The sequence below is a fragment of the Bradyrhizobium semiaridum genome (assembly GCF_020329505.1).
Lineage (GTDB): Bacteria > Pseudomonadota > Alphaproteobacteria > Rhizobiales > Xanthobacteraceae > Bradyrhizobium > Bradyrhizobium semiaridum.
Genome location: NZ_JAGKJJ010000007.1, coordinates 134,523 through 157,163 on the forward strand (window position 1 = coordinate 134,523; position 22,641 = coordinate 157,163).

22 protein-coding genes are annotated in these 22,641 nt (G+C 66.6%); 14 read left to right on the forward strand and 8 right to left on the reverse strand.

Annotation, left to right across the window (positions count from 1 at the left end; genetic code table 11):
* Positions 1-5: 5 nt before the first annotated feature.
* From J6500_RS11285 to J6500_RS11300, 4 genes are all read right to left on the reverse strand, one after another.
* Positions 6-929 carry an FAD binding domain-containing protein gene (locus J6500_RS11285; protein ID WP_225712766.1) on the reverse strand — a complete coding sequence of 308 codons (924 nt, stop codon included), beginning with the start codon at positions 927-929 and terminating at the stop codon, positions 6-8.
* A complete protein-coding gene (locus J6500_RS11290; RefSeq protein ID WP_225712767.1) occupies positions 926-3,607 on the reverse strand; it encodes a molybdopterin-dependent oxidoreductase in 2,682 nt (893 codons plus the stop codon). Before J6500_RS11290 ends, J6500_RS11285 begins: the two co-directional genes overlap by 4 nt.
* Complete coding sequence (locus J6500_RS11295) at positions 3,604-4,260, reverse strand: TetR/AcrR family transcriptional regulator (RefSeq protein WP_225712768.1); 657 nt, start codon at positions 4,258-4,260, stop codon at positions 3,604-3,606. Before J6500_RS11295 ends, J6500_RS11290 begins: the two co-directional genes overlap by 4 nt.
* Positions 4,261-4,389: 129 nt before the next feature.
* Complete coding sequence (locus J6500_RS11300) at positions 4,390-5,310, reverse strand: helix-turn-helix domain-containing protein (protein ID WP_225712769.1); 921 nt, start codon at positions 5,308-5,310, stop codon at positions 4,390-4,392.
* A 359-nt stretch (positions 5,311-5,669) separates the two neighbouring features.
* Here J6500_RS11300 and J6500_RS11305 point away from each other — a divergent pair, with 359 nt between their 5' ends.
* The 4 genes from J6500_RS11305 (at position 5,670) to J6500_RS11320 (ending at position 8,597) form a co-directional block, all read left to right on the forward strand.
* The gene (locus tag J6500_RS11305) at positions 5,670-6,608 is read left to right on the forward strand and encodes an AraC family transcriptional regulator (RefSeq protein ID WP_376707792.1); all 939 of its coding nucleotides are present in this window, start codon (positions 5,670-5,672) and stop codon (positions 6,606-6,608) included.
* A gap of 99 nt (positions 6,609-6,707) precedes the next feature.
* A complete protein-coding gene (locus tag J6500_RS11310) occupies positions 6,708-7,028 on the forward strand; it encodes a hypothetical protein (protein ID WP_225712771.1) in 321 nt (106 codons plus the stop codon).
* Between the two features lie 102 nt (positions 7,029-7,130).
* Positions 7,131-8,348 carry an NAD(P)/FAD-dependent oxidoreductase gene (locus J6500_RS11315; RefSeq protein WP_225712772.1) on the forward strand — a complete coding sequence of 406 codons (1,218 nt, stop codon included), beginning with the start codon at positions 7,131-7,133 and terminating at the stop codon, positions 8,346-8,348.
* 27 nt (positions 8,349-8,375) lie between these two features.
* Positions 8,376-8,597, forward strand: a complete 222-nt coding sequence (locus J6500_RS11320) for an SDR family oxidoreductase (protein ID WP_283842906.1) — start codon at positions 8,376-8,378, stop codon at positions 8,595-8,597.
* Between the two features lie 41 nt (positions 8,598-8,638).
* Here J6500_RS11320 and J6500_RS11325 read toward each other — a convergent pair whose 3' ends face one another.
* Positions 8,639-9,766: a cyclase family protein gene (locus J6500_RS11325; RefSeq protein WP_225712773.1), complete on the reverse strand. Its 1,128-nt coding sequence runs from the start codon at positions 9,764-9,766 to the stop codon at positions 8,639-8,641.
* 120 nt (positions 9,767-9,886) lie between these two features.
* Here J6500_RS11325 and J6500_RS11330 point away from each other — a divergent pair, with 120 nt between their 5' ends.
* The 3 genes from J6500_RS11330 (at position 9,887) to J6500_RS11340 (ending at position 12,525) form a co-directional block, all read left to right on the forward strand.
* Positions 9,887-10,957 (forward strand): CobW family GTP-binding protein, encoded by a 1,071-nt coding sequence (locus tag J6500_RS11330; protein WP_225712774.1) that lies wholly within the window; start codon positions 9,887-9,889, stop codon positions 10,955-10,957.
* A 219-nt stretch (positions 10,958-11,176) separates the two neighbouring features.
* Entirely contained in the window at positions 11,177-12,346 is a 1,170-nt protein-coding gene (locus tag J6500_RS11335; RefSeq protein WP_225712775.1) for a PepSY-associated TM helix domain-containing protein, read from the forward strand.
* Positions 12,343-12,525 (forward strand): hypothetical protein, encoded by a 183-nt coding sequence (locus J6500_RS11340; RefSeq protein ID WP_225712776.1) that lies wholly within the window; start codon positions 12,343-12,345, stop codon positions 12,523-12,525. Before J6500_RS11335 ends, J6500_RS11340 begins: the two co-directional genes overlap by 4 nt.
* Positions 12,526-12,551: 26 nt before the next feature.
* Here the strand turns inward: J6500_RS11340 and J6500_RS11345 are convergent, their stop codons facing one another.
* Positions 12,552-13,262, reverse strand: a complete 711-nt coding sequence (locus J6500_RS11345; RefSeq protein WP_225712777.1) for a DUF8737 domain-containing protein — start codon at positions 13,260-13,262, stop codon at positions 12,552-12,554.
* Between the two features lie 116 nt (positions 13,263-13,378).
* Between J6500_RS11345 and J6500_RS11350 the strand changes: the two genes are divergently transcribed.
* The 3 genes from J6500_RS11350 to J6500_RS11360 all read left to right on the forward strand — a co-directional run bounded on the left by J6500_RS11350 (position 13,379) and on the right by J6500_RS11360 (position 16,461).
* Entirely contained in the window at positions 13,379-14,326 is a 948-nt protein-coding gene (locus J6500_RS11350) for a LysR family transcriptional regulator (RefSeq protein ID WP_225712778.1), read from the forward strand.
* A gap of 75 nt (positions 14,327-14,401) precedes the next feature.
* Entirely contained in the window at positions 14,402-15,430 is a 1,029-nt protein-coding gene (locus J6500_RS11355; protein ID WP_225712779.1) for a putative zinc-binding metallopeptidase, read from the forward strand.
* The gene (locus J6500_RS11360; protein WP_225712780.1) at positions 15,427-16,461 is read left to right on the forward strand and encodes a D-alanine--D-alanine ligase family protein; all 1,035 of its coding nucleotides are present in this window, start codon (positions 15,427-15,429) and stop codon (positions 16,459-16,461) included. The genes J6500_RS11355 and J6500_RS11360 overlap by 4 nt, the downstream gene beginning before the upstream one ends.
* Before the next feature lie 14 nt (positions 16,462-16,475).
* Here J6500_RS11360 and J6500_RS11365 read toward each other — a convergent pair whose 3' ends face one another.
* Positions 16,476-17,273, reverse strand: coding sequence for an N-formylglutamate amidohydrolase (locus tag J6500_RS11365; protein WP_225712781.1), 798 nt, complete (start codon positions 17,271-17,273; stop codon positions 16,476-16,478).
* A gap of 104 nt (positions 17,274-17,377) precedes the next feature.
* Between J6500_RS11365 and J6500_RS11370 the strand changes: the two genes are divergently transcribed.
* From J6500_RS11370 to J6500_RS11380, 3 genes are all read left to right on the forward strand, one after another.
* Positions 17,378-18,277, forward strand: coding sequence for a transglutaminase family protein (locus J6500_RS11370; protein ID WP_225712782.1), 900 nt, complete (start codon positions 17,378-17,380; stop codon positions 18,275-18,277).
* Between the two features lie 2 nt (positions 18,278-18,279).
* On the forward strand, positions 18,280-19,092 hold the full coding sequence (locus tag J6500_RS11375) for a transglutaminase-like domain-containing protein (protein WP_225712783.1): 813 nt from the start codon (positions 18,280-18,282) through the stop codon (positions 19,090-19,092).
* 258 nt (positions 19,093-19,350) lie between these two features.
* Positions 19,351-19,749 (forward strand): gamma-glutamylcyclotransferase family protein, encoded by a 399-nt coding sequence (locus J6500_RS11380; protein WP_225712784.1) that lies wholly within the window; start codon positions 19,351-19,353, stop codon positions 19,747-19,749.
* 31 nt (positions 19,750-19,780) lie between these two features.
* Here the strand turns inward: J6500_RS11380 and J6500_RS11385 are convergent, their stop codons facing one another.
* On the reverse strand, positions 19,781-20,335 hold the full coding sequence (locus J6500_RS11385) for a chlorite dismutase family protein (protein ID WP_225712785.1): 555 nt from the start codon (positions 20,333-20,335) through the stop codon (positions 19,781-19,783).
* Positions 20,336-20,549: 214 nt separating this feature from the next.
* Between J6500_RS11385 and dnaG the strand changes: the two genes are divergently transcribed.
* The gene (gene dnaG, locus J6500_RS11390) at positions 20,550-22,553 is read left to right on the forward strand and encodes a DNA primase (RefSeq protein WP_225712786.1); all 2,004 of its coding nucleotides are present in this window, start codon (positions 20,550-20,552) and stop codon (positions 22,551-22,553) included.
* Positions 22,554-22,641: the final 88 nt, after the last annotated feature.

A 22,641-nucleotide genomic window follows, 5' to 3' on the forward strand; every position in this document is an offset into this window, starting at 1 on the left:
CCCGTTCAGGCGGCGACGCGCTCGACCACGTCGCGCACCAGGCCGGTCAAGAGGTCGAGCTTGTAGCCGGTCATCGGCAACGGTTTTGCGCCCGATGTCGCGAGCGTGGCGGCCTGCGCGATGGTCTCCGCATCGGCCGGCTTTCCCAGCAGCGCCGCCTCACATGCCGTCAGCCGCAGCGGCACCGGCGCGATGCCGCCGGCGCAGATGCGAACCTGCTGAAAGCTGCCGCCCGACATCACGGCCCGCACGCAGATTTCGACCAGCGGCCATTCCGCATAGGTTCGGCTGATGGCGCGCTTGTAGACCGCGCGTTCGCCGGCGAGCGGGGCAGGGAGCTCGATCCGCTCGATCCGCTCGCCCGGTCCGAGCAGATTGTCAACGCCGCCGTTGCTGCCGTCACCCAGCAGGTCGGAAATCGACAGTCCGCGGCGGTAGTTCGTCGTGACGCCGGCGTCATAGGCCAGCAGCGCCATCGCCATCGTCGACGGATGCGGCGCGACGCAAGGGCCGAGATCGAAGGCGACATGATAGAGATGGTTGCCTGTGCGCGCCGGGCAGTCGGAGCCACCTTTCTTGAGACAGGCGATCTGCGGATTGCGGTAGTACCAGCAGCGCGAGCGCTGGGCGAGATTGCCGCCGACCGTCGCGAGCTGCCGGATTTGCGGCGTCGCGAGGCCCTGTGCGGCGGCGGTGATGCCGGGATAGGCCTGCGCGATCCGACGGTCGGACGCGATCGCCGCGATCGAGGTCAGCGCCCCGATGCGCACCGAACCGTCGGTAATCCAGTCGATCCTGCGCATGTCGGGGCCGGCGTCGAGGTCGATGATCGGTCCACACGACACGCCGCTGCGGCGGCGCTCGGAGAGGTCGGTGCCGGCGGCACGGAATTCGGGCACTGTCGTTGGAGCGGTGGTTGTGGTGCTCATGCGGCGGCCCTCCCGTTCAGCGCCGCGAGAATGCGGTCGGGCCTGATCGGAATCTCCGTAAGTCGCACCCCGATCGCATCGCGGATCGCATTCGCGACCGCGGGCGAGGTCGGCACCGTCGCCACCTCGCCGATGCCGACGCTGTTGCCGAGCACGTGGTCGAAGCCCGCTTCGTCGAAATGCACATCGATGGCGGGTGTGTCGGCGATGCCTGGGATGCGATAATCCTCCATCCCGCCGGTCAGCACATCGCCGCTCCGCGGATCGAGCTCGCGCGCCTCGTAGAGCGCATAGCCGAGGCCCTGGATCACCGCGCCGCAGGCCTGGCTGTGTGCCAGCACCGGCGCCGCGACCTTGCCGACCGCAAGGCCGGTATGCACGCTCAGCACACGGACATGGCCGAGCCAGGTGTCGACCTCGACCTCGATCACCTGCACCGAGCTCGGCACGCCGGCGCCGATCACGATGTTGGAGAAGCGGCGCATCATCCAGCCGAAGATGATGCCGATGAAGCCGACCTCGCGCAGCGGCGAGCGGATACCGGGCGCGGTGTTCTTGCTGTCCTCGCCGCGGGTCTCCGTCACGGCGATGTCGGGGGCGCGCGCGATCAGCTCGCGCCAAGGCGCATTGGAGCCGGGCGCCGGCTTTCGCGTCGCCTGTTCGAGGATCGCAGCCTTCAGCTTGCGCACGGCCAGCAGCGTCGGCGGCAGCACCGAAGCGGTGACGCGGCTGCCGCCGGAGCCGGGCCCTTCGGGCAGCGACGAATCGCCGATCCGCACCTCGATGTCGGCGGGCTCCAGATCGAACTCGCGCGCGACGGCCTCGGCAATCACGCTGCGAGTGCCGGTGCCGATGTCCTGCGTCGCGGTGCTCGCGACGATGCGGCCGCCCTTGACCGCGACCTCGACCTTCACCTTGGGCTGCCAGAGATAGAGCCAGTAACCGCTCGCCACGCCGACGCCGCGGCGATAGCGGCCGCTCTGCGCCGAAGGCCGCTTGCGCCAGACCTCGAGCCCGGCGGCCCAGTCGTAGAGCCGCTGGCGGTTGGGATCGGGATCCCAGCGCTTGCGCAGCGCGATCGGGTCGACGCCGAGCCGCAACGCAGCCTCGTCGACCGCCTGCTCGAGCGCAAACGCCATCGGCGGGCCGCCAGGGCCGCGGAAGGGGGCGCCGGGCGGCAAATTGCTGATGACGTCGAAATCCGAGAGATCCTTGGCCTCGGCAGGATAGATCAGCCGCGCCAGGCCTGCGATCGTCGAACTGATCGCCGCACCCGTATCGGCATGCGCGGTGACGGAGAGCGCCTTCAATGCGCCCTGCTCGGACGGCAGCAGCGCGACCTTCAGCTCGGCGGCCGGCCGATAGCCGGCGACCGAGAGCTCCTCATGCCGGTCGTAGGCGACGCGCACCGGCGCTTTCGCCTCGCGCGCCAGCTCGATCGCGGCGATGGACTCCGCGCCGAGGCCTCCCTTCGAGCCGAAGCCGCCGCCGACATGATCGGCGATCACGCGAATCTTGTCGTGATCGAGCTTGAAGCGCTTGGCGATCTGTTCCTTGAGGTGAAACACCCACTGCGACGAAGCATGCACGGTCAGCCGGTCGCCGTCGAAACGCGCCACCGCGGCGTGCGGTTCGAGGCAGGCGTGCTGCTGCGTGCCGGTGCGGAACGTCCCTTCCACCAGCAGCCGGCTGTTCGCCTGGCGCGCCTCGTCCACCAAGCTGCGCGCCTTGCTGGCGCGGTGCGCGAACACGGTGGTCGGGCCGCGGACGTTCTGCTTCCAGGGCGCTGGCCCGCCAGCGCCTTCCGAGACATTGCCCGCCCGCTTGCGGCTCGCCTTGTCGAACACGACCGGCGCGTCCGCCTTGCGTCCGGCGTCGAGCCCGATCACCGCCGGCAGGCGCGCATAGTCCACTTTGATCGCGGCGAGCGCGGCCAGCGCGCTTCGGCGGTCCTTCGCCGCGACCGCTGCGATCGGCTGGCCGACATAGCGCACGATATTGTCGTCGCCGAGCAACGACACCGCGGCAACGCCGGGCAGCGCGCGCGCCGGCGCAAGGTCGAGCGCGCCGATCCGCGCATGTGCTTCGCGCGAACGCAGGATCACGCCCTCGAGTTGGCCGTCATGGTGGATGTCGACGGTGTACTTCGCCGCGCCGGTCACCTTGTCGCGCGCCTCGATGCGCGGCGCGACGACGTTGTCGCCGTCGAAACGGCCGGCGCAGGCGTCCGCCACCGCGCGATAGATCCCGTCATAGGCGCCGCAGCGGCAGAGATGGCCCGACAGCGCCGCGCCGATCTCCTCGCGCGACGGCACGGCCGTTCCCCGCGAGGCGCGCCAGGCGTCGCAGAAGGCAGCGGCTTCGACGATGAAGCCGGGCGTGCAGAAGCCGCATTGCAGCGCGTCATGCGCCATGAACGCCTTCTGCACCGGATGCAGGCCTGCCGCGCCGATGCCTTCCACCGATGTCACCGACTTGCCGGCGGCGGCGCGGGCCGGCATCAGGCAGCTCGCGACCGGCGCGCCGTCGACCAGCACCGTGCAGGCGCCGCAGACGCCCGCGCCGCAGACCAGCTTGGTGCCGGTCAGCTTGAGCTGATCGCGCACCACGTCGATCAGCAGTGCGTCGGGATCGTCGGGAAGGACCTCGACGCGGCCGTTGATGGTCATCGTGCTCATGGAGAACCTCCAGCTTTGCTCCGTGACGGTGTCTTCGCCGCTGCCTTGCGGGCGGACGGCTTTCGGTTCGGCACGGCGCCGGCGCAGAGTGCCCGCACCATCAGCGCCATGTCCTTGAGGAACGCATCGGCCGGCTGCATCGCCGGATGCTGCGACTTCGATCCATGCACCGCCATCTCGACCAGGCGGGCGAATTCGGCCGGCGACATGCCTTCCGGCAGCGTGAGCTGCAGCCGGCGCGCGGTCCGCGCGACGGTGGCGACCAGGCCTTCCGCATAAACAGCCGAATATTTCTGGTAGAGGTCGCGCGCCTGCACCAAGTGCTCGGAATACAATTCCTCGATATGCGGCGAGCCGTCGAACGAGGCGATGATCGTCCCCATCCGCGCCATCATGCCGGCGACGAGAATGTCGGCAAGCGAGCCGCCCTCTTGCTCCGCCTTCTCGATTGCCGACCGCTCGGCGGCAATCGCGCTCTCATGCACGCGCTCGATCACGGCGCGAAACAGCGCTTCCCGCGATTCGAAATGATGATAGAGCGCCTGCCGCGTCAGGCCGGCGGCTTCGGCCACCTGCTCGATCGAGGAGCGGCGAAAGCCGTGCCGGCGAAACACCAGCATGGTCGCATCCAGAATGCGGGTCTTCGGTCCCATTTGTCGAATTTGACAAAATAGCCAAAACTGTCAAATCGCGATTTGGTGAAGGTGTCACGTCACCGTGCCGGCGGATTCCCGGCGGACGCGATGACGGGATGCAGCCTGCGCTGACGCCGTCGCGTTACGTCAATACGTCTTACGGAAGGTCTCGCGGCGCCACACCGCCGGGCTGACGCCCTCCACGGCGGAAAACACCCGCGTGAAGTGGGTCTGATTGGCAAAGCCGGCCGCGATGGCGATCTCGGACAGCGGCACGTCACGAACCGCCATCAGCTCCTTGGCCACTTTCAGGCGCTGGCGCAGCAGCCACTGATGCGGCGGCAGGCCGGTCGAGGCGCGGAAGGCGCGCGAGAAATGGCTGACCGAGAGATCGAACTCGGCCGCGATCTGCTTCAACTGAAGCTTGCCGCCGAGGTCGGCCTCGAGCCGCTCGCAGGCCTGCTGCGCCTGCCATTTGGCGAGACCGCCGCGCGGCTGTGCCCTTATGCTCCGCAGCCCGCCATAGGTCTGCGCGACATGGGCGGTGAGGGCGAGCATCATGTGGTCGACGAACAGCTGGTTGGTCTCCTCCGGCCGGCGCAGCGCTTCGCGCAGGGAGGTGCCGAGATGGCGCATCACGCCGTCGTCGTGGCCGATGCCGGCCCGATAGGCGAGTTCATCGACGCGCCGCGCGCCGGCCTGTTTCGCGATGTCGTCGAGCGCCGAGCGCGGCAGGTAGAAAAAGATCGAGTGGAACGGCTTGTCGATCACGTAGCGCGGATCGCGCTTCAGATCGTACAGATAGGTGGCGCCGCTGCGGATGTCCGACTTGATCACGCAGCGGCCGCGCTCCCAGCACTCGCAGTCCGGATAATCGCGAAACTTGAGGCTGACGAGATAGGCGTCGTCGGCAGGCAGCGATCCCGAGAGATCGCGCACCGGCGCATCGTTGCGGGTCTCGGTGACTGCGAGCTCGGCGCTGCGCAGCGAACGCGTGATGAGCGCGGGCGCATCGGCCAGTTGCAGCGGCTGCCCGAGCCTCCGTCCATAGACGCCTGCCTGTGCCATTTGAAAGATTTCCGTGCCTCACGTCCGACCGCCGCACCGTGATCCGTGCCGCGGCGTGATAGCTTATTGGCAAAATTCGGCAAGATGCAGTCCGCCACCTCGCGCGATGGCGAGAGCTCGCAGCGGAGATCGCGGCAAAGCGATTTCAGAGCAGTTTCAAGGGGCTTGGCTCGCTCGATCGGAGTGCGCACAGAATGTCGCAGGCCGCGGCCGACAGCGGGATTGGACAAAATGTGGGCGTTTCAGGAAAGACGCCCGCCTTGCGCGGCGTCTATTGCTCAAGCTGTCAGTTCGCGCCTCATTGGTCGAGAGACCGATCCGCTGGGAGCGAACGCATGACCCAGACCCGAGCACCCGTCATGAGCAACCCGGTCCCGCACGATCCTTTGCTGGATACGACGACCGATGCGCACCGGCCCGAGACCGGCCCGCGCAGCCCTGCCGATCAGGAGATGGCCCGTGTGCTCAAGACACGGCCGCTTCGCATGGCGTCGGATCCGTCGAGCGGCGCAATCGCCTACTGGACGCATGAGGCCCTGCACGACGTCGTCAGGCCGATGGCCGATCACGTCGTCATGACCTATCCTGCCGGCTCGCAGTTGCTGGAGCGGCGCAACGGCAGATCGGTCGCGATCGGAACGGCGCGTCCCGGCGTCGTGACCATCATTCCGGCCGGCTCGACATCGCGGTGGGACATTCACCAGCGCATGCATGTCATCCAGATCTACCTTCCGCAGACTACGCTCGAGCGCGTCGCCGGCGAGGCCAAAACGGCCAGGCCCGGCGATCTGCTGGAGCAAACCGCGCATCCCGATTCCGTCACATCGCAATTGCTGATGAGCGCGGCGGATGCGCTCGAGGGCAGCGCGACGCTCGATGCGCTGTTCAGGCAGCAATTGACCGAGCTGGTGGCGACGCGCCTGCTGGCCGTCCACGCCGGTGCGCCGGCCAGCGTCGAGCCGACCGTCGGCGGCCTCGCGCCGACGGTGTTGCGCCGGGCCATCGAGCGTTTGCGTTCGGACAGCGATGCGGACGTATCGTTGGTCGCGCTCGCCGCGGATGCGCAGCTGTCGCGCTTCCATTTCTGTCGCGCCTTCAAGGAAAGCACCGGGCTCTCGCCGCATGCCTGGCTGCGCCAGCACCGCCTTGAGCAGGCCATGAACCTGCTGCGCGACACCGACGAAACGGTGATCGCGATCGCAGCCAGGCTCGGCTATTCCTCGCAGACCGCTTTCGCCGCGGCGTTCAAGAAGCTGACCGGCGATACCCCGAGCGATTGGCGCCGCCGCATGCGGTAGCCGCAATCGCGATGCAGGTCCGGCAATCGCTCTGGGGCAGCCGTATCTCCAATTCGCTAGATCACCATGGCGCCTCACGCCAATCAATGGAGATCAGCGATGGCCTTGAAGAATATCGGCAGCTCCCTCGTGCTCGCGCAGCGCCGCAGGGTCGTTGCCACCGCAATCGTATACGGGCTGTCATTGACGGTTCGCTTCACGTCGTCCGCCGGCGAGGAAACGCCGGCACAAGCCGCTCAAAGCGGCGATCCCATGACGTCGATCATGCTCAATGATCGGGTCCAGCGCGATTGGCTTGCCGGATTCGCACGGCCGGTCGCCTTCCGGCACGGCGCCGGGCCGGCTTCCAGCGGCTGCAATGCGGCATGTGAGGTCCCGATGCGGATGCCGTTGGCATCGAACTGCGTCTCGCAACACTAGCGGCGATTTCGTTTCAGCGCTTCGCGTCATCGATCGCGACACGGCCTTGCCGGCGATTGGGGCGCGCGGACGTCCGACTGTCAAACCCACAGGAGACACGACATGCGACTTGTTATCATTGGGGCCGGCTTCGCCGGCATGTACGCCGCTCTTTCCGCCGCCCGCCTGCGCGACATCCGGGGGGTGTCGCCCGAAGATCTCGAAATCGCGCTGGTGGCGCCGGAGCCGACGCTGGTGGTCCGCCCGCGGCTCTACGAGCCGAAGCCGGAGACGCTGACGGCACCGCTGCTCGACGTCTTCAACGCGATCGACGTCGTCTACGTGCAGGGCAGCGCCGAGGCTGTCGACACCAAGGCACGCACCGTGCAGATCGTGACCAACAAGGACGCGCGCAAGACGCTGCCCTATGACCGGCTAGTCGTGGCCACCGGCAGCCGGCTGTTCCGTCCGAACTTGCCGGGTCTCGCCGAACATGGCTTCAGCGTCGACAGTCTCGCGGACGCGGTCGCGCTCGACAGGCATCTGCATGGGCTCGCCAAACAGCCGCAGTCGGCGGTGCGCAACACGGTCGTGGTGGCCGGCGGCGGCTTCACCGGCATCGAGGCGGCAACCGAGATGCCGTCACGGCTTCGCGCCATCCTCGGCAACGACGTCAAGCCGCGCGTCATCATCGTCGATCGCGGCGCCGCGATCGCGCCCGACATGGGTGCGGGCCCGCGCCCGATCATCGAGGATGCGATGCGCAAGCTCGGGGTCGAGGGCCGCTTCGGCGCCGGCGTCGCCGAGGTGAGCAAGTCCGGCGTCACGCTCTCGAACGGCGAGCATATCGAAGCCGCGACCGTGATCTGGGCCGCCGGCATCCGCGCCGCGCCGCTGACCGCGCAGATCCCGGCCGAACGCGACAATTTCGGCCGCCTACTGGTCGATCGCGACCTGCGCGTGCCCGGGGTCGCCGACGTGTTCGCGACCGGCGATGCCGCCAGGGCCGCGTGCGACGATGCCGGCAATTACGCGCTGATGTCGTGCCAGCACGCCACGCGGATGGGCGCCTTTGCCGGCAACAACGCCGCGGCCGAGCTGTTGGGCGTTCCGACCAAGCCCTATCACCAGAAGGGCTACGTCACCTGCCTCGATCTCGGCGAAGCCGGCGCGCTGTTCACGCGCGGCTGGGAGCGCGAGGTGACGATGGTCGGCGACGTCGCCAAGAAGACCAAGCAGGAGATCAACACGGTCTGGATCTATCCGCCGCAGGCCGAGCGTGCCGCCGCGCTGGCATCGGCCGATCCGGAGCGTGTGACCGACGTAAGCGCCTTCTTCTAGACGCTGCACGCGAAACGGGCCGCGCTTCTGCGCCGAAGCGCGGTCCGCCGACCGCCGACAAACCTGGAGCTTACCAACGGCATCAGCAAGGAGGACGCGACGCGGGAGCTGCTGGCCGAGAAGCAGCCGTCGCTGCAGTTCGTGTCGCCTGCGCAACTCGGCGGCACCGTCGCCTTCCTGTGCTCGGGCGCGGCGGATCAAATCACGGGAACGGCGATCTCAGTCGATGGCGGCTGGACCGCGCAATAGGTGAGGGGTGTGGGCGGCATCGTGCCGCCCACGCGCGCGTGTCAGGTGATCGCGATCGGGCAGCCGTTGCTGCCGGTCGCGCCTTTGATCGGCGACGGCGTGAAGCTGTACACGAATTGGTACTTCTTCGCCGCGATCAGCTCATCGAAGATCAGGTTCTCGTGGTTGAGGATGCCGTGCTTGGTCTGCAGCTCGGAGTGCACCGCGAAGGCCAGCGACTTGTCGGGATTGGGCACCACCTCCACCGCCCAGGTGTCGGCGCCCGTCAGCGCGAGATCCTTCTCGATCACCCATTTCGCGGCGTCGAGGCCGATGCCCGGCTCGCCGCTGTTGAAGCGATCATTGTTCTTCATCCAGAGCGAGCCCCAGCCGGTATGGAACAGGATCGCGTCGCCCGGCTTGATGTCGCTCTCGTCGATGTTCTGCTTCTGCAGCGCCGCCTTGATGTCGGCCGCGGTGATTTCCTGGCCGGCATCCATCATGCCGGCCTTCAGCGCGACCATGTCGATCAGATGGGCGCGGGTGAACAGCGGCTTGAGCTTTTCGATGCCGAGCTTCTTCAGGCCGTAGGCATCGCACATCTCCTCGGCGGTATGGCCGTTGTAGAACCGCATCTCGTTCTTGTCGCCGGGCTTGCCGAGCTGGATGCCGATGTGGCCGAGGCCGTCGAACTGCGTGCCGGTCTGGCCGATCTCGGTGGCGAGGAACTCGTCATTGTAGACCATCTTGTTGTCGCCGAACGGGCCGCCGGTCGGGCCGCCCGGAATGCGCAGCGAGAACGCGCGCGCGCCGAACAGCGGCATGCCCTGCTCGTAGACGCGGCCGATCTTGTAGATCTTGCCTTCCTTGATCCACTTCACGGCGTCGAGGACCTTCTCCGGCGTCATGTGGTTGGAGGCACCGGCCTCGTCATCCTTGCCCCATTTGGAGGGCCACCACGGCTTGTCCGTTCCCTTCGGCATCGCGGTGGCGGTCTGCGCCTGGGCTTCGCTGATCGGCGCGAGCGAGAACTTGCCGTGCATGGCGCCGGCGAGCGCCGCGCCTGCCGCGCCGGCGAGGCCGGCGGTGCGGAGCAGGGTCCGCCGATCGGTGGTCATCCCGGCCGGCTCGCCGCTCGTGATATCCCGTTCACCGGTCCTGGCGTCGCCACCCTTGATATCATTTTGCATTGCACCCTCCCAGGTTGTGGCCCGGACAATGCCGGGCTCAAAATTGTTTTCGCCATGCTCCACCTCCGCTAGGCTGTTGTCCAGCGACAAAAATACGACAGCAGGGACGAGGACGCGCCGATGAGCCTGTTCGAGCACGACAAATCCGCCGAGCGGCTTCCGGTATCGCTGATCACCGGCTTCCTCGGCAGCGGCAAGACCACGCTGCTCAATCGCCTGCTGCGCCACGACGGCATGAAGAACAGCGCCGTCATCATCAACGAGTACGGCGAGGTCGGTCTCGACCATCTTCTCGTCGAGCGCATCGACGGCGAGGTGGCGGTGCTGGCGAGCGGCTGCATCTGCTGCACGGTGCGCAGCGACCTCGAGGAGACGCTGCGCACGCTGCTGGTGCGGCGCGACCGCGGCGAGGTGCCGCCGTTTCGCCGCATCCTGATCGAGACCACGGGTCTGGCGGATCCCGCGCCGATCGTGCAGCTGCTGCTGAACAATCCGCTGGTCTCGCATTTCCTGCGGCTCGACGCGGTGGTGACGACGGTCGACGCCGTCAACGCACAGCATCAGCTCGATCGCCAGTACGAAGCGATCAAGCAGGTGGCGCTGGCCGACCGGTTGCTGGTCACCAAGCGCGACCTGGCCGCGGACATCGACGCATTGCAGGCGCGGCTGCACCGGCTCAACCCCGGCGCCACCATCGAACATGTGACCAACGGCGAGATCGATCCGGCCCGGCTGTTCGGCGCCGCCCTGGTCGATCCCGAGCGCAAGACCGCCGATGTCGCCCGCTGGCTCAACGAGAAGGCCTTTGCAGCATCCGGCGAGGCAGCGCACGGGCACGGCGCGCACACCCATCACGAGGGACACGATCACGCCCATCACAGTCATGATGCGTCGATCACCAGCTTCATGCTGACGTTCGACGAGCCGCTCGACTGGATGGCGGTGTCGCGCTGGCTGGCGCATCTGCGCCACGTCCGCGGCGAGGACCTGCTGCGGGTCAAGGGCATCCTCAACCTGCGCGATGAAGCCGCGCCGGTCGCGATCCACGGCGTCCATCACGTGTTCCATCCGCCGGTCGCGCTGGCGCAATGGCCCGACGCCGACCGCCGCTCGCGCATCGTGTTCATCACCCGCGGCATCGCGCGCGAGGAGGCGCTCGCGCTCTGGCAGGCCGGGCGCGTGGCGGCCTGAAGCAGCTCCCAGCCGTCTCTTAGAAACGTTCAAAAAGTCCGGAGCAGATTGCCGCAACCTACGGCGTCTCGTTGCGGGCTCGCCACACCTGCCGCGATAAGCCCAATCTTGGACGTGTTCTAAACCGCGAAACCGCTGCCTGCGGAGTCCATCATGTTAGTGACGGCGATCCATGCCGGCCACGACACGGCCAGGCGCCAGGCGGTTTAGGCAATTCAGTTGACTGCGACGACGACATCCTTGCGGCGCTGGGGCGCGGTCCACAAATGGACCAGCCTGATCTGCACCCTGTTCATGCTGCTGCTCTGCGTCACCGGCCTGCCGCTGATCTTCCACGAGCAGATCGACGAGCTACTGCACGACCAGGTCAAGCCGGCGGAGGTGCCGGCCGGCACGCCGCGCGCCAATCTCGATCGATTGCTCGCCAATGCGATGGCGCAGCAGCCGGGGAAGGTGCCGCACTTTTTGATCTGGGATCGCGACGATCCGAACGCGATGTTCGTCAGCGTCGGCCCCACCATCGATGCCGATCCGACCAAGAACCTCCTGGTCCGGATGGATACCCACACCGGCAGCTATCTCGATGCGCCCGATTTCACCACGCGCTTCACCTTCATCATGCTGAAGCTGCACACCGACATGTTCGCGGGCCTGCCCGGCAAACTGTTCCTCGGCCTGATGGGGATCCTGTTCTGCGTCGCGATCATTTCGGGAATCGTCGTCTACGCGCCCTCGATGCGTAAGCTGCGCTTCGGCACCTATCGGGCGAAGCGGACGCGCGTCGTGCGCTGGCTCGACGTGCACAATCTCGCCGGCATCCTGCTCGTCGCCTGGACGCTGGTGGTCGGCTTCACCGGGGTGATCAACACCTGGGCTGATCTCGTGCTGAAGATGTGGCAGTTCGGCCAGCTCGCCGAGATGACCGCGCAATACCGCGACCGGCCGGTGCCGACGAAGCTGACCTCGGTCAATGCGGCGGTGGAGGTGGCCTCGCAGGCGATGCCCGGCATGACGCCGAGCTTCGTCGCGTTTCCCGGAACCACCTTCAGCAGCAAGAGCCACTATGCCGTGTTCATGCATGGCGACACTCCGCTGACCTCGCGGCTGCTGAGGCCGGCGCTGATCGATGCGGAGACCGGCAAGCTGACCGACAGCCGCGACATGCCCTGGTACGTGCTGACGCTGTTCGTCTCCCAGCCGCTGCATTTCGGCGACTATGGCGGCATGCCGCTGAAGATCGTCTGGGCGCTGCTCGACATTCTGACCATCTTCATCCTGGTCACCGGGCTCTATTTATGGTGGCGCCGGCGCAAGGCGGGCGTCAGCCAGGAACGCGCCATCGCCAATGCCGCGGCCATCGATACTCCTCGTCGTGACGCCGCAGAATGATCTCGCACCGCTCTTTGGCCCAGATCTTCGCGGCCCCGCTCGTCATCGCGATCCTCAGCACGGTGGGATTGATCAGCGCGCTGATCGGTGACGGCTGGTGGGACGCCGTCTCCTGGGGAGCGCTCGGCCTGCCCGTGCTGCTGTATCTCGTCTTCGTCTGGCGGCGGCAGCCCAATTGACCGGCGCAAGCGGCTCGCCAGCCTGATCAGACCGCCAGTGCGCGCGACGCGGCCCGCCGCTCGCGCCACAGCCTGCCGAAGATCAGGATGTGGAGGGCAATGAAGATCGGCACCCCGAACAATTGCAGGCCGAACTGGCCGGGCAGTCCGCGCTGCTCCGCCCACGGCCGTACCACCAGCGCGGCGCTGATCAGCACATTGATCAGATCGGCGAAGCCGATCGTGTTCCAGAGCAGCACGGGTCCGCGCGCCACGCCGCCGGAGGCCGTCCGCATCGCCAGAACGACCACCATCAGCAGCGTCACGGCGATGTCGCCGAGACCGGCGGAGATGGCGAAGTCGGCCGGCAGCCGTCCGACGGCGCCGGCGGCCAGCAGCAGCGCGCCGAACACCGCGCGCCAGTAGAAAAAGGTCAGCAGCGAGGCGAGCGGGATGCTGTCGAAGATCCTGCGGCCGCTCGCGCGCCACGCCGCCACGACCGGAGCTGTGATTGCGGCGAGCAGCAACATGGGCTGCAGTCCCGGCGTCAATCCTATGAAGCCGCCGAAGGCGGGAATGTGTGTCGCGAGCAGCGCCAATCCCGCCCAGGCGGCGAGGATCGCGCCGAGTGCCACCGGCCGACCGTCCCCGCGCGACGCCTCTGCCGCCCGGCGCCAGAGGTCGAGTGCAAAGCACAGCACGCAGGCGCTGATCACGGCAGGGATCAGGTCGAACAGAGAATAGCTGGACTGGAACACGGGTGGCTCTCCTCTCGCCGGCGGCGAAGCCGTCGCGCGACACATTGTCGAGGCATCGGGCGGTGACGACTACGCCCGCCGTGCTATGCTCAGTGCAAACCTGGAGTTTGTAATCCATGGCGACCGACAGCATGCGCGGAGTGCTGAGCTTCGTGAAGACGGTGTCATCGGGCAGCTTCGTTGCGGCCGCACGCGAGCTCGGCATCACGCCGGTCGCGGTCAGCAAGAACGTCGTCCGGCTCGAGCGCGAGCTCGGCGTCCGGCTGCTGCAGCGCTCGACCCGCAAACTCGGCGTCACCCGGGAAGGCCGGCTGTTCTACGAGCGCTGCGCCGATCCGTTGCGCGAACTGGAGGACGCCCGCAGCGCGGCGCGCGAGCGGGCCAGCGCCATGACCGGCGTGGTGCGCGTCACCGGGGTCGCGCCGTTCACCCAGAGCTACGTGCAGCCGCTGATCGCCGCCTTCGCCCGGGTTTACCCCAACGTCGAGATCGAACTCGATCTCGACGACACCGTCACCGACATGATCGGGCAGGGCTACGACGTCGGCTTCCGCGCCGGCCGCGTCGAGCATGCCAGCGTGGTGGCGCGGCGGATCGCCATGCTGCCGTTCGTGGTGTGCGGCTCGCCCGACTATCTGGCGCGCCAGCCGCCGCCGCAGGCGCCGTCCGGTCTCGAGGCGCATAACTGCCTGCGGCTCCGCCATCGCGGCTCCGGCCGCCTGATCGACTGGACCCTCGTCCGCGGTGACGAGCGGATCACGCCACAGGTGCATGGCAACCTCGTCTCCAACGATCTCACGGCGCTGATCACCGCCGCCGTTCACGGGCAGGGACTGGCCTACGCGCCGCTGCCGCGGGTGCTGCCGCTGCTGCGGAGCGGAGAGCTCAAACTCGTGCTGCCGGACTGGATCTGGCCCGGCTTCGAGGTCTCCCTGCACTATCCGAGCCGCAAGGGCGTGCCGGCGCGGGTCCGGGCGTTCGTCAAGTTCATGCTGGAGCATCTGCGCCGGCATCCCGACCTGCAAACCGATCCGCACGCACTGCTGGCGCCGTTCCGCGGCTAGCGGCGCTGGCGTCGGCCGTTGTGACCGGCTGCAACCTGTGACACCATAACGAGTTAGTGATGTTTCTGGAGACCCATGCCGCAACGGAAATTTGCCTGGGAGAAGCTGTCGGATGCGCAGCTGCTTGAGCAGCGCCTCAGCAGTCTGAGGGTTACGGTCGAAGGCACCTGGCTCGAGGACTGTCTCGGCACGCTCCATGAAGAGCTCGAGGAGCGCGGCATCCGGCTGCGGCCGCACGCATGGATATCGAGCGAATGGTTCAGTCCGGCGAATGTGCCCGGCATCGCCATCCCGTTCTATCTCACCCATCCCCGCTTGATGAAGCTCGAGAAGAAGATGATGCTCGACGTCGAGGGCGGCACGTGGCCCCAGTGCATGGCCATCCTCCGTCATGAGGCCGGCCACGCCATGCAGCACGGCTACCAGCTGCAACGCCGCCGGCGCTGGCAGCAATTGTTCGGTCCGTCGTCGAAGCACTACCCGCGCTACTACCGGCCCAATCCGGCCAGCCGGAACTATGTCCAGCATTTGCGGCTGTGGTACGCGCAAAGCCATCCGGACGAGGATTTCGCCGAAACCTTTGCGGTGTGGCTGCGGCCGCGCTCGAACTGGCGGACGCGGTATGCCGGTTGGCCGGCGCTGAAGAAGCTCGAATATGTCGACGAGCTGATGGCTGAGATCGCCGGGAAGCGGCCGCCGCTCATGAACCGGGAGCGCGTCGATCCGCTGCACAGCCTCAGCCAGACGCTTGGCGAGCACTACAAGAAGAAGCAGGCGTTCTACGCCTTCAATCCGCCGAAGACCTACGACCGCGATCTGTCCCGGCTGTTCTCCGCCGATCCCCGGCATCTGCGCTCGCCGACGGCGGCAAGCTTCATCCGGCGCCACCGCGCTCGGATCAGGGAGCTGGTCGCGCAATGGACCGGCGAAAACCAGCTGACGCTCGATGCGGTGCTTGACGACATGATCTCCCGTTGCCGCGAGCTCAATCTGCGCGCCGTGGGCCCCGAGCACAAGCTCGTGACCAACTTCACCATCCTTTTGACCGCTAAGACCATGCACGCGCTGTTCGGTCCGTCGCGGCGGAAGTGGATCGCGCTATGAGGCGGCTTCGTGTTCTGGTGCTGATGCATCCTGACTTCGTGCCGCCGGATTCGAGCGACGGATACAGCGCGCAGGAGATCAACGCGTGGAAGACCGAATACGACGTCGTCAGCACCTTGCGCGCGGCCGGCCACGAGGTGCGTCCGCTCGGCGTGCAGGAGGAAATCAAGCCGGTCCGCGAGGCGATCGACGATTTCAAGCCGCATGTGGTGTTCACCTTGCTGGAGGAGTTCCACTACGAGGTGGTGTATGACCAGCACATCGCGAGCTTCCTCGAGCTGATGCGGATTCCCTACACCGGGTGCAATCCGCGCGGCCTGATCCTGGCGCGCGGCAAGGACCTGTCCAAGGCGCTGGTGCATCATCGCCGCATCGCGGTGCCGGCCTTCGCGGTGTTTCCGATGCGCCGCAAAGTCAAGCGGCCGCCGCGGCTGGCGCTGCCGCTGATCGTCAAGAGCCTCCACATGGACGGCTCCTTCGGCATCTCGCAGGCCTCCATCGTCGATACCGACGAGAAGCTCGCCGAGCGCGTCGCCTTCATTCACGAGCGGATCGGAACGGCCGCGATCGCCGAGCAATATATCGAGGGGCGCGAGCTCTATGTCGGCGTCATCGGCAACAACCGGCTGCGCGCGCTGCCGGTCTGGGAACTGAAATTCGGCAGCATGGGCGGCCCGCGCGCGCGGCACATCGCCACCGAAAAAGCCAAGCACGACACCAGCTATCAGGAACGCGTCGGCATCGTCGACGGGCCCGCCAAGGACCTGGCGCCGGAGGTCTCCGCCAGCATCCAGCGAATCGCGAAACGCATCTACCGGGCCTTGGGGCTCGATGGCTATGCGCGCATCGACTTTCGTCTCTCCGCCGACGGCACCGCCTACTTCATCGAAGCCAATCCGAATCCCGAGATTGCGAAGAGCCAGGAGTTCGCCACGGCGGCGCAGCATGACGGGCTTGCTTACCCGAAGCTGCTGCATCGGATCCTGACCCTCGGATTAAGCCGCGCAAAGGCGGGCGTCTCTCTGGGCTGACCGGCGCGCCGCGTCTAAATCACCGCCTGCTTGCGCAGCGTCGTCTCGATCTCGCCGAGGATGCGCGCCAGCCGCTCGGCCCAGGCGGTCTCGCCGGCCTGGTCGGAGATCAGGTCCTGGCGGATTTCGATGCCGGAATTCATCAGGCCGCGCTGCTCGCCGTGCACCGGGATCGTGTAGTCGGTCTCGTCGCTCACCGCATAGGGCTCGTTGTCGCCGACCACGAGATCGCCCTCGCTGCGCAGATGTCTCAGCAGCAGCGGCGGCAGCACGGTGTCGCGGTGATAGAGCGTGCCGATGTGCCACGGCCGCGCGATGCCGGCATAGACCGGCGTGAAGCTGTGCAGCGACACCAGCACCGTCGGCATGCCCTCGCGCCGACGCTGGTCGATGATCTCGTCGATGCGGCGGTGATAGGGATCGAAGATCTGTGCGCGGCGCGTCTCGGCGTCCTCGCGCGACAGGCCTTCATTGCCGGGCACGGTGGTGGCCTCGCTGATCAGCGGGATCGAGCTTGCGACATGCGGCGGACGGTTGCAGTCGATCACCAGCCGCGAATAGCGCTGCGCCACCAGGTGGGCGTCGAGCCGGTCGGCGAGCTGCGTCGCGACGCCGGCGATGCCGATGTCCCAGGCGATGTGGCGTGTGAGCTCGCTCTCGGGCAGGCCGAGGTCGCCGAGCGGCGCCGGGATCAGCCGCCCGTAATGGTCGCAGGTCAAAAGGAACGGCGAGCGGCCGCCGGAATTATGTTCGAGAACCGGTGAAGCATCGGTGCTTGCGAGCAGGACGGATGGACCACCAGCGTAGTTCAACAGGCTTTTTCCTCAACTTTGCCTATTCAAGCGGCATGCTGATCTGGAATCGAGCAGCACCCTCTATAGATTATCTCATCCAGAATCACGATGATTGTTTGACGATGCCGCTGCTGACCATCCATCACAAGACCGTTTACCGCTATACGCGCCCGGTGGCGTTCGGCGAGCACCGCATCATGCTGCGCCCGCGCGACGGCCACGATCTGCGCGTGCTCAAGAGCGAGCTCGTGATCGATCCGCAGCCGATGTCGCTGCGCTGGATCCACGACGTGTTCGGCAACAGCGTGGCGATCGCGACCTTCGACGAGCGCGCGGACACGCTGTCGTTCGTGTCGACAGCGACGGTGCAGCACGACCCCGCCGAGAAGTTCGCGCTGACGCCGGACGATCCCGCCTATTTCTATCCGTTCCTCTATGACGACGAGGAATTCCCCGATCTGCAGCAGTTCATCACGCCGCAATATGGCGATCCGAACGGCGAATTGTCGGCCTGGGCGCTGCGCTTCCTCGACGCCGATGCGCCGACGCCGACATTCAACATCCTGAGCGGCATGACGCATCACATCCGCGAGAGCTTCCGCTATCGCAAGCGCCACGAGCACGGCACCCAGCATCCGCTCGACACGCTGCAGACCAAGTCGGGCACCTGCCGCGATTATGCGCTGTTCATGATCGAGGCGCTGCGCCGGCTCGGCATCGCGGCACGCTTCGTCTCCGGCTATCTGGCGATGCCGTCGGACGGCGCGCATGGCTATGTCGGCGGCGGCTCGACTCACGCCTGGGTGCAGGTCTACCTGCCAAGCGCCGGCTGGATCGAGTTCGATCCGACCAACGGCATCGTCGGCACCCGCGACCTGATCCGCGTCGCGGTCGCCCGCGATCCGCGCCAGGCGATCCCGCTGCACGGCGTCTATCTCGGCGCGGCCGACGCGTTCGTTCGCATGGATGTCGATATTGACGTGGTTTCGGCTGCGACGGATGCTGAACGGGAGACCGCCTGACGATGCAGATCAAGGTCGGCTTCGAGATCGCCTATACGGCTCCGCAGCCGACGCCGATGGTGATCATGTTGTCGATCCATCCCTCGCGCTACGCCGACATCGTCGGCACCGAGACGATCGTGACCGAGCCCGATGTCCCGATCGGTTTCTACCGCGACGGCTTCGGCAATGTGTGCGGACGGCTGGTCGCGCCGGCCGGCGGCGTCACGTTCCGCGGCAGTGCGCTGCTGCGTGATTCCGGCCTGCCTGACGCCGTCAATCCGGCGGCGCAGCAGGTCGCGATCGAGCAATTGCCCGACGACATGATGCTCTATCTGATGCCGAGCCGCTATTGCGAGACCGACAAGCTGACCGATATCGCCTGGTCGCTGTTCGGCGCCACGCCGCCGGGCTGGGCGCGGGTGCAGGCAATCACCGCGTTCGTGCACGACCACGTCTCATTCGGCTATCAGCACGCCCATCACATGAAGTCGGCGCATGACGTCTACGAGAGCCGCGCCGGCGTCTGCCGCGACTTTGCGCATCTCGCGCTCACCTTCTGCCGCTGCATGGGCATCCCGGCGCGCTACTGCACCGGCTATCTCGGCGACATCGGCGTGCCGCGCGATCCGGCGCCGATGGATTTTTCCGGCTGGTTCGAGGTCTATCTGTCGGGCCAGTGGTACACCTTCGATGCCCGCCACAATACCCCGCGGATCGGCCGCATCCTGATGGCAACCGGCCGCGATGCCGCCGATGTTGCACTGACCACGAGCTTCGGCCGGATGACCCTGGCGAAGTTCGTGGTGATCACGGATGAGGTGGTGGCGGGTTGAAGTAGATCCTCACCTCTGAGCGGTGCTGCCTCCCCATGCTCGTCGTCCCGGCGAAAGCCGGGACCCATAACCACAGGTTGGATTGTAGAATGACGGTGTGGCCCCAGCGTTGCGAAACGTTGACCTTCGGTGGTTATGGGTCCCGGCTTTCGCCGGGACGACACTGACTGTTTGGTGCCGCTTGCAAGCCGAGGCGGAAGCAATCCATTTCGCGGCTCGATGGATTGCTTCGCTTCGCTTGCAATGACATAGAGGGCTATGACCTCCGACCTTCTCTTCGTCTACGGCACGCTGATGCGCGGCTTCGACCACCCGATGGCGAAGCTGCTGTCGGCCAATGCCGATTTCCTCGGCGCGGCGCAGTGCCGCGGCCGGCTGTATCTCGTCAAGCACTATCCGGGCCTGGTGACCTCGGACGATCCCGACGACATCGTGCATGGCGAATTGTTTCGGCTTCGCGCGCGCGACGCCATGCTCGGCGAGTTCGACATGTATGAGGCCTGCGGCGAGGGGTTTCCGCCGCCGACCGAATATATCCGGGAGATGTTGTCGGTCACGCTTGCCGACGGCAGCACAGGCGAAGCCTGGACCTATCTCTACAATTGGCCGGTGAGCGGTCTGCCGCGGATCGCGTCGGGGAAATTCCTCGAGCACTGAAGCGCGGCGAGTCGCAGCATCACGCGGCGCGTTATGCTTCCCGCTCGACGCGGATATCGACCTCGCGCTCGACATAGGTCCACTCTTCGGTGGCGCGCAGCACGCCGAGCAGTTCGTCGAACAGGCCGTCATGCTCGGGCGCGAACTCGAACCAGGTCAGGAAGTCGAAGGGCACGCCGAGGTCGCGCGAATGATAGAGCTGCCGCGCGATCGCCGGCAGGAATCGCAAGGTGCCCGCGATGTGCTGCGACTTGTCCTCGAAAATCTTGCGCCGCTCCTCCTGCGTCAGCTCCCACCAGGCGGCGGATTTCCTGATCGGGATCAGCGCGGCGTGCGTCGCCTCGGGTCGGCCGAGCCCGGCCTGCACGGCGGTGAGCTTGTCCTTCTCCGCTCGCTCGGTGTAGCGCAGATTGCTGGCGACGCCGGCGAGCCGCCAGGCGGTCTGCGACGGCAACAGCGGCAGCGCGATCGCCTCGCTGGCGATCACCGACAGCGCCGCCACCCGCGGCAGCGTCTCGCCTTTCACCCGCGCGATGGAAATCACTTTCCAGCCGCCGCTCTGTCCGCCTCTGAACGTCGTGAACATGGCGCTATCGAAGCGCGGAACAGCAGCCGGGGCAAGCCAGCCGGTTGGTCTCTCCACCTGTCATTCCGGGGCAGCCCGAAAGGGCTGAGCCCGGAATCCATGGACCCACACTGTGGATAACTTGGATAGCGGGAGAAGCCGGAGATTCTTGCTACGTTGGGCGCCGGCTCACTATATCGGTGTCCGATTCTACGCTGGACCCGCGACCTGGACGATGCGTTTCACGCCCGAATTCCTCGATGAGCTGCGCGCCCGGCTTCCGGTTTCGGAAGTCGTGGGCAGGCGCGTCAAGCTCAAGAAGGCCGGGCGGGAGTGGAAGGGACTGTCGCCGTTCCAGCAGGAGAAAACGCCGTCGTTCTTTGTCAACGACCAGAAGCAGGCCTGGTTCGACTTCTCGTCCGGGCTGAACGGCAACATCTTCGACTTCCTGATGAAGACCGAGGGCGTGACTTTCCCCGAGGCGGTCGAACGCCTCGCCGCGATGGCGGGTGTGCCGCTGCCGGCTGTGACGGTCGATGCGGCGCGGCATGAGCAGCATCGCCGCACGCTGCACGACGTGATGGAACTCGCGACAAAATTCTTTGCCGACATGCTGGCCTCGCGCCATGGCGCCAAGGCCCGTGGCTATCTCGCCGACCGTGCGATTACCCCGGCGACCCAGCTCCAGTTCCGGATGGGCTACGCGCCGCCGGATCGTTTTGCGCTGAAGGAGCATCTCGGCGCGCAGGGCATCTCGACCGAGGACATGGTGGAAGCGGGGCTTTTGGTGGCCGGCGAGGACAAGCCGGTGCCGTTCGATCGATTCCGCGACCGCGTGATGTTTCCGATCACCGATGGCCGCGGCCGGGTCATCGCGTTCGGCGGGCGCGCGCTGGAGAAGGACGTTCCGGCGAAGTACCTGAACTCGCCGGAAACCGCGCTGTTTCACAAGGGCGACAATCTCTACAACCTGTTCACGGCGCGGCAGGCCGCTCATGACGGCGCGCAGCTGATCGTCGTCGAAGGCTATGTCGACGTCATCGCCATGGTCACGTCGGGCTTTCCCGGCGCCGTCGCGCCGCTCGGCACCGCGCTGACCGAGAACCAGCTCGCGCTGCTCTGGAAGATGGTGGACGAGCCGATCCTCTGCTTCGACGGCGATCGCGCCGGACAGAAGGCGGCTTATCGGGCCGCGGATCTTGCCATGCCGAACCTCAAGCCGGGCAAGAGCCTGCGCTTTGCGCTGCTACCGGAAGGGCAGGATCCCGACGACCTCGCGCGCTCGGGCGGCCGCGGCGCGATCGAGGAGGTTATTTCGGCAGCGCGTCCGCTCGCCGACATGATCTGGTCACGCGAGATCGAGGGCGGCAATTTCGCCACGCCCGAGCGCCGCGCCGCGCTGGAGGCGCGGATCGGCGAACTGACGGGCGGCATCCGCGACGAGGTGGTGCGGCGCTATTATCGCCAGGACTTGCAGGAGCGCCTGCAGCGGACGTTCGCGCCGGAGGGCGGCCGCGGCGGTTATGGCAGGGGCGGTTACGGCCGCGGCAATTTCGGCGGCCGCGGCGGCGAATCACCCCGGCCGTTTGCGCCCCGCGGCCCGGCATCGGGCGGCCGTTTTGCCGCCAAGGGCGGCCCTGTCCCGATGTCGCGGGGGCCGTATCAGGCGGCCAGCCCGCAGCTGGCGAACAGCCCGATCATGCGGGGCCAGCGCAGCGCGATCTCGCGCCGCGAGGCCCTGATCCTGCAATCCCTGATCAACCACCCCTGGCTGCTGCACGATCATCTGGAGGAGGTCGCCGCGCTCGAGCTCGCCCATCCCGAGGCCCACAAGCTGCGGGCCGCCGTCATCGCCGCCTTCGCTAACGACCATCACCATTCGCCTGACGCCGAAGAGCAGGCCGAGAAGATGCGGGCCGACCTCGAATCTGGTGGATTTTCGCATATTCTTCAAAGGGTTGAGAAGGCGGTCACGACCCAGGCGGTGTGGGGCGCCAGGGTCGGCGCGGCACGCGAGGATGTTTTATCGACCTGGCGCCAACTCGTTGCCTTGCATCAGAAAACCCACGCCTTACTTAGGGAAATGAAAGACGCGGAGGCGGCCTTGGCTGAGGACACCAGCGAGGCCAATCTGGCATGGTTGCAGGATATCCAGGCCCGGATGGCAGAAGCCGACGGGACCGAAGCCCTGATTGAAGGGTTCGGCGAATTATCGGGCCGGTTCCAGCGAAATGTTTGATAACAAAATGCTGCGGACGGCGCATGCCGACCCCGCAAAAAGACTCGCCAAATCCATGGTTTGGCTGCAAAAACAGGGTTAAGCGAAA

Coding starts and splice junctions, on each gene's coding strand:
- J6500_RS11325 (WP_225712773.1), bottom strand. CDS start 9,766: ATGCAAAATGATATCAAGGGTGGCGACGCCAGGACCGGTGAACGGGAT.
- J6500_RS11385 (WP_225712785.1), bottom strand. CDS start 20,335: ATGTTCACGACGTTCAGAGGCGGACAGAGCGGCGGCTGGAAAGTGATT.
- J6500_RS11310 (WP_225712771.1), top strand. CDS start 6,708: ATGGCCTTGAAGAATATCGGCAGCTCCCTCGTGCTCGCGCAGCGCCGC.
- J6500_RS11295 (WP_225712768.1), bottom strand. CDS start 4,260: ATGGGACCGAAGACCCGCATTCTGGATGCGACCATGCTGGTGTTTCGC.
- J6500_RS11350 (WP_225712778.1), top strand. CDS start 13,379: ATGGCGACCGACAGCATGCGCGGAGTGCTGAGCTTCGTGAAGACGGTG.
- J6500_RS11330 (WP_225712774.1), top strand. CDS start 9,887: ATGAGCCTGTTCGAGCACGACAAATCCGCCGAGCGGCTTCCGGTATCG.
- J6500_RS11355 (WP_225712779.1), top strand. CDS start 14,402: ATGCCGCAACGGAAATTTGCCTGGGAGAAGCTGTCGGATGCGCAGCTG.
- J6500_RS11315 (WP_225712772.1), top strand. CDS start 7,131: ATGCGACTTGTTATCATTGGGGCCGGCTTCGCCGGCATGTACGCCGCT.
- J6500_RS11285 (WP_225712766.1), bottom strand. CDS start 929: ATGAGCACCACAACCACCGCTCCAACGACAGTGCCCGAATTCCGTGCC.
- dnaG (WP_225712786.1), top strand. CDS start 20,550: ATGCGTTTCACGCCCGAATTCCTCGATGAGCTGCGCGCCCGGCTTCCG.
- J6500_RS11380 (WP_225712784.1), top strand. CDS start 19,351: ATGACCTCCGACCTTCTCTTCGTCTACGGCACGCTGATGCGCGGCTTC.
- J6500_RS11370 (WP_225712782.1), top strand. CDS start 17,378: ATGCCGCTGCTGACCATCCATCACAAGACCGTTTACCGCTATACGCGC.
- J6500_RS11375 (WP_225712783.1), top strand. CDS start 18,280: ATGCAGATCAAGGTCGGCTTCGAGATCGCCTATACGGCTCCGCAGCCG.
- J6500_RS11290 (WP_225712767.1), bottom strand. CDS start 3,607: ATGAGCACGATGACCATCAACGGCCGCGTCGAGGTCCTTCCCGACGAT.
- J6500_RS11305 (WP_376707792.1), top strand. CDS start 5,670: ATGAGCAACCCGGTCCCGCACGATCCTTTGCTGGATACGACGACCGAT.
- J6500_RS11340 (WP_225712776.1), top strand. CDS start 12,343: ATGATCTCGCACCGCTCTTTGGCCCAGATCTTCGCGGCCCCGCTCGTC.
- J6500_RS11360 (WP_225712780.1), top strand. CDS start 15,427: ATGAGGCGGCTTCGTGTTCTGGTGCTGATGCATCCTGACTTCGTGCCG.
- J6500_RS11300 (WP_225712769.1), bottom strand. CDS start 5,310: ATGGCACAGGCAGGCGTCTATGGACGGAGGCTCGGGCAGCCGCTGCAA.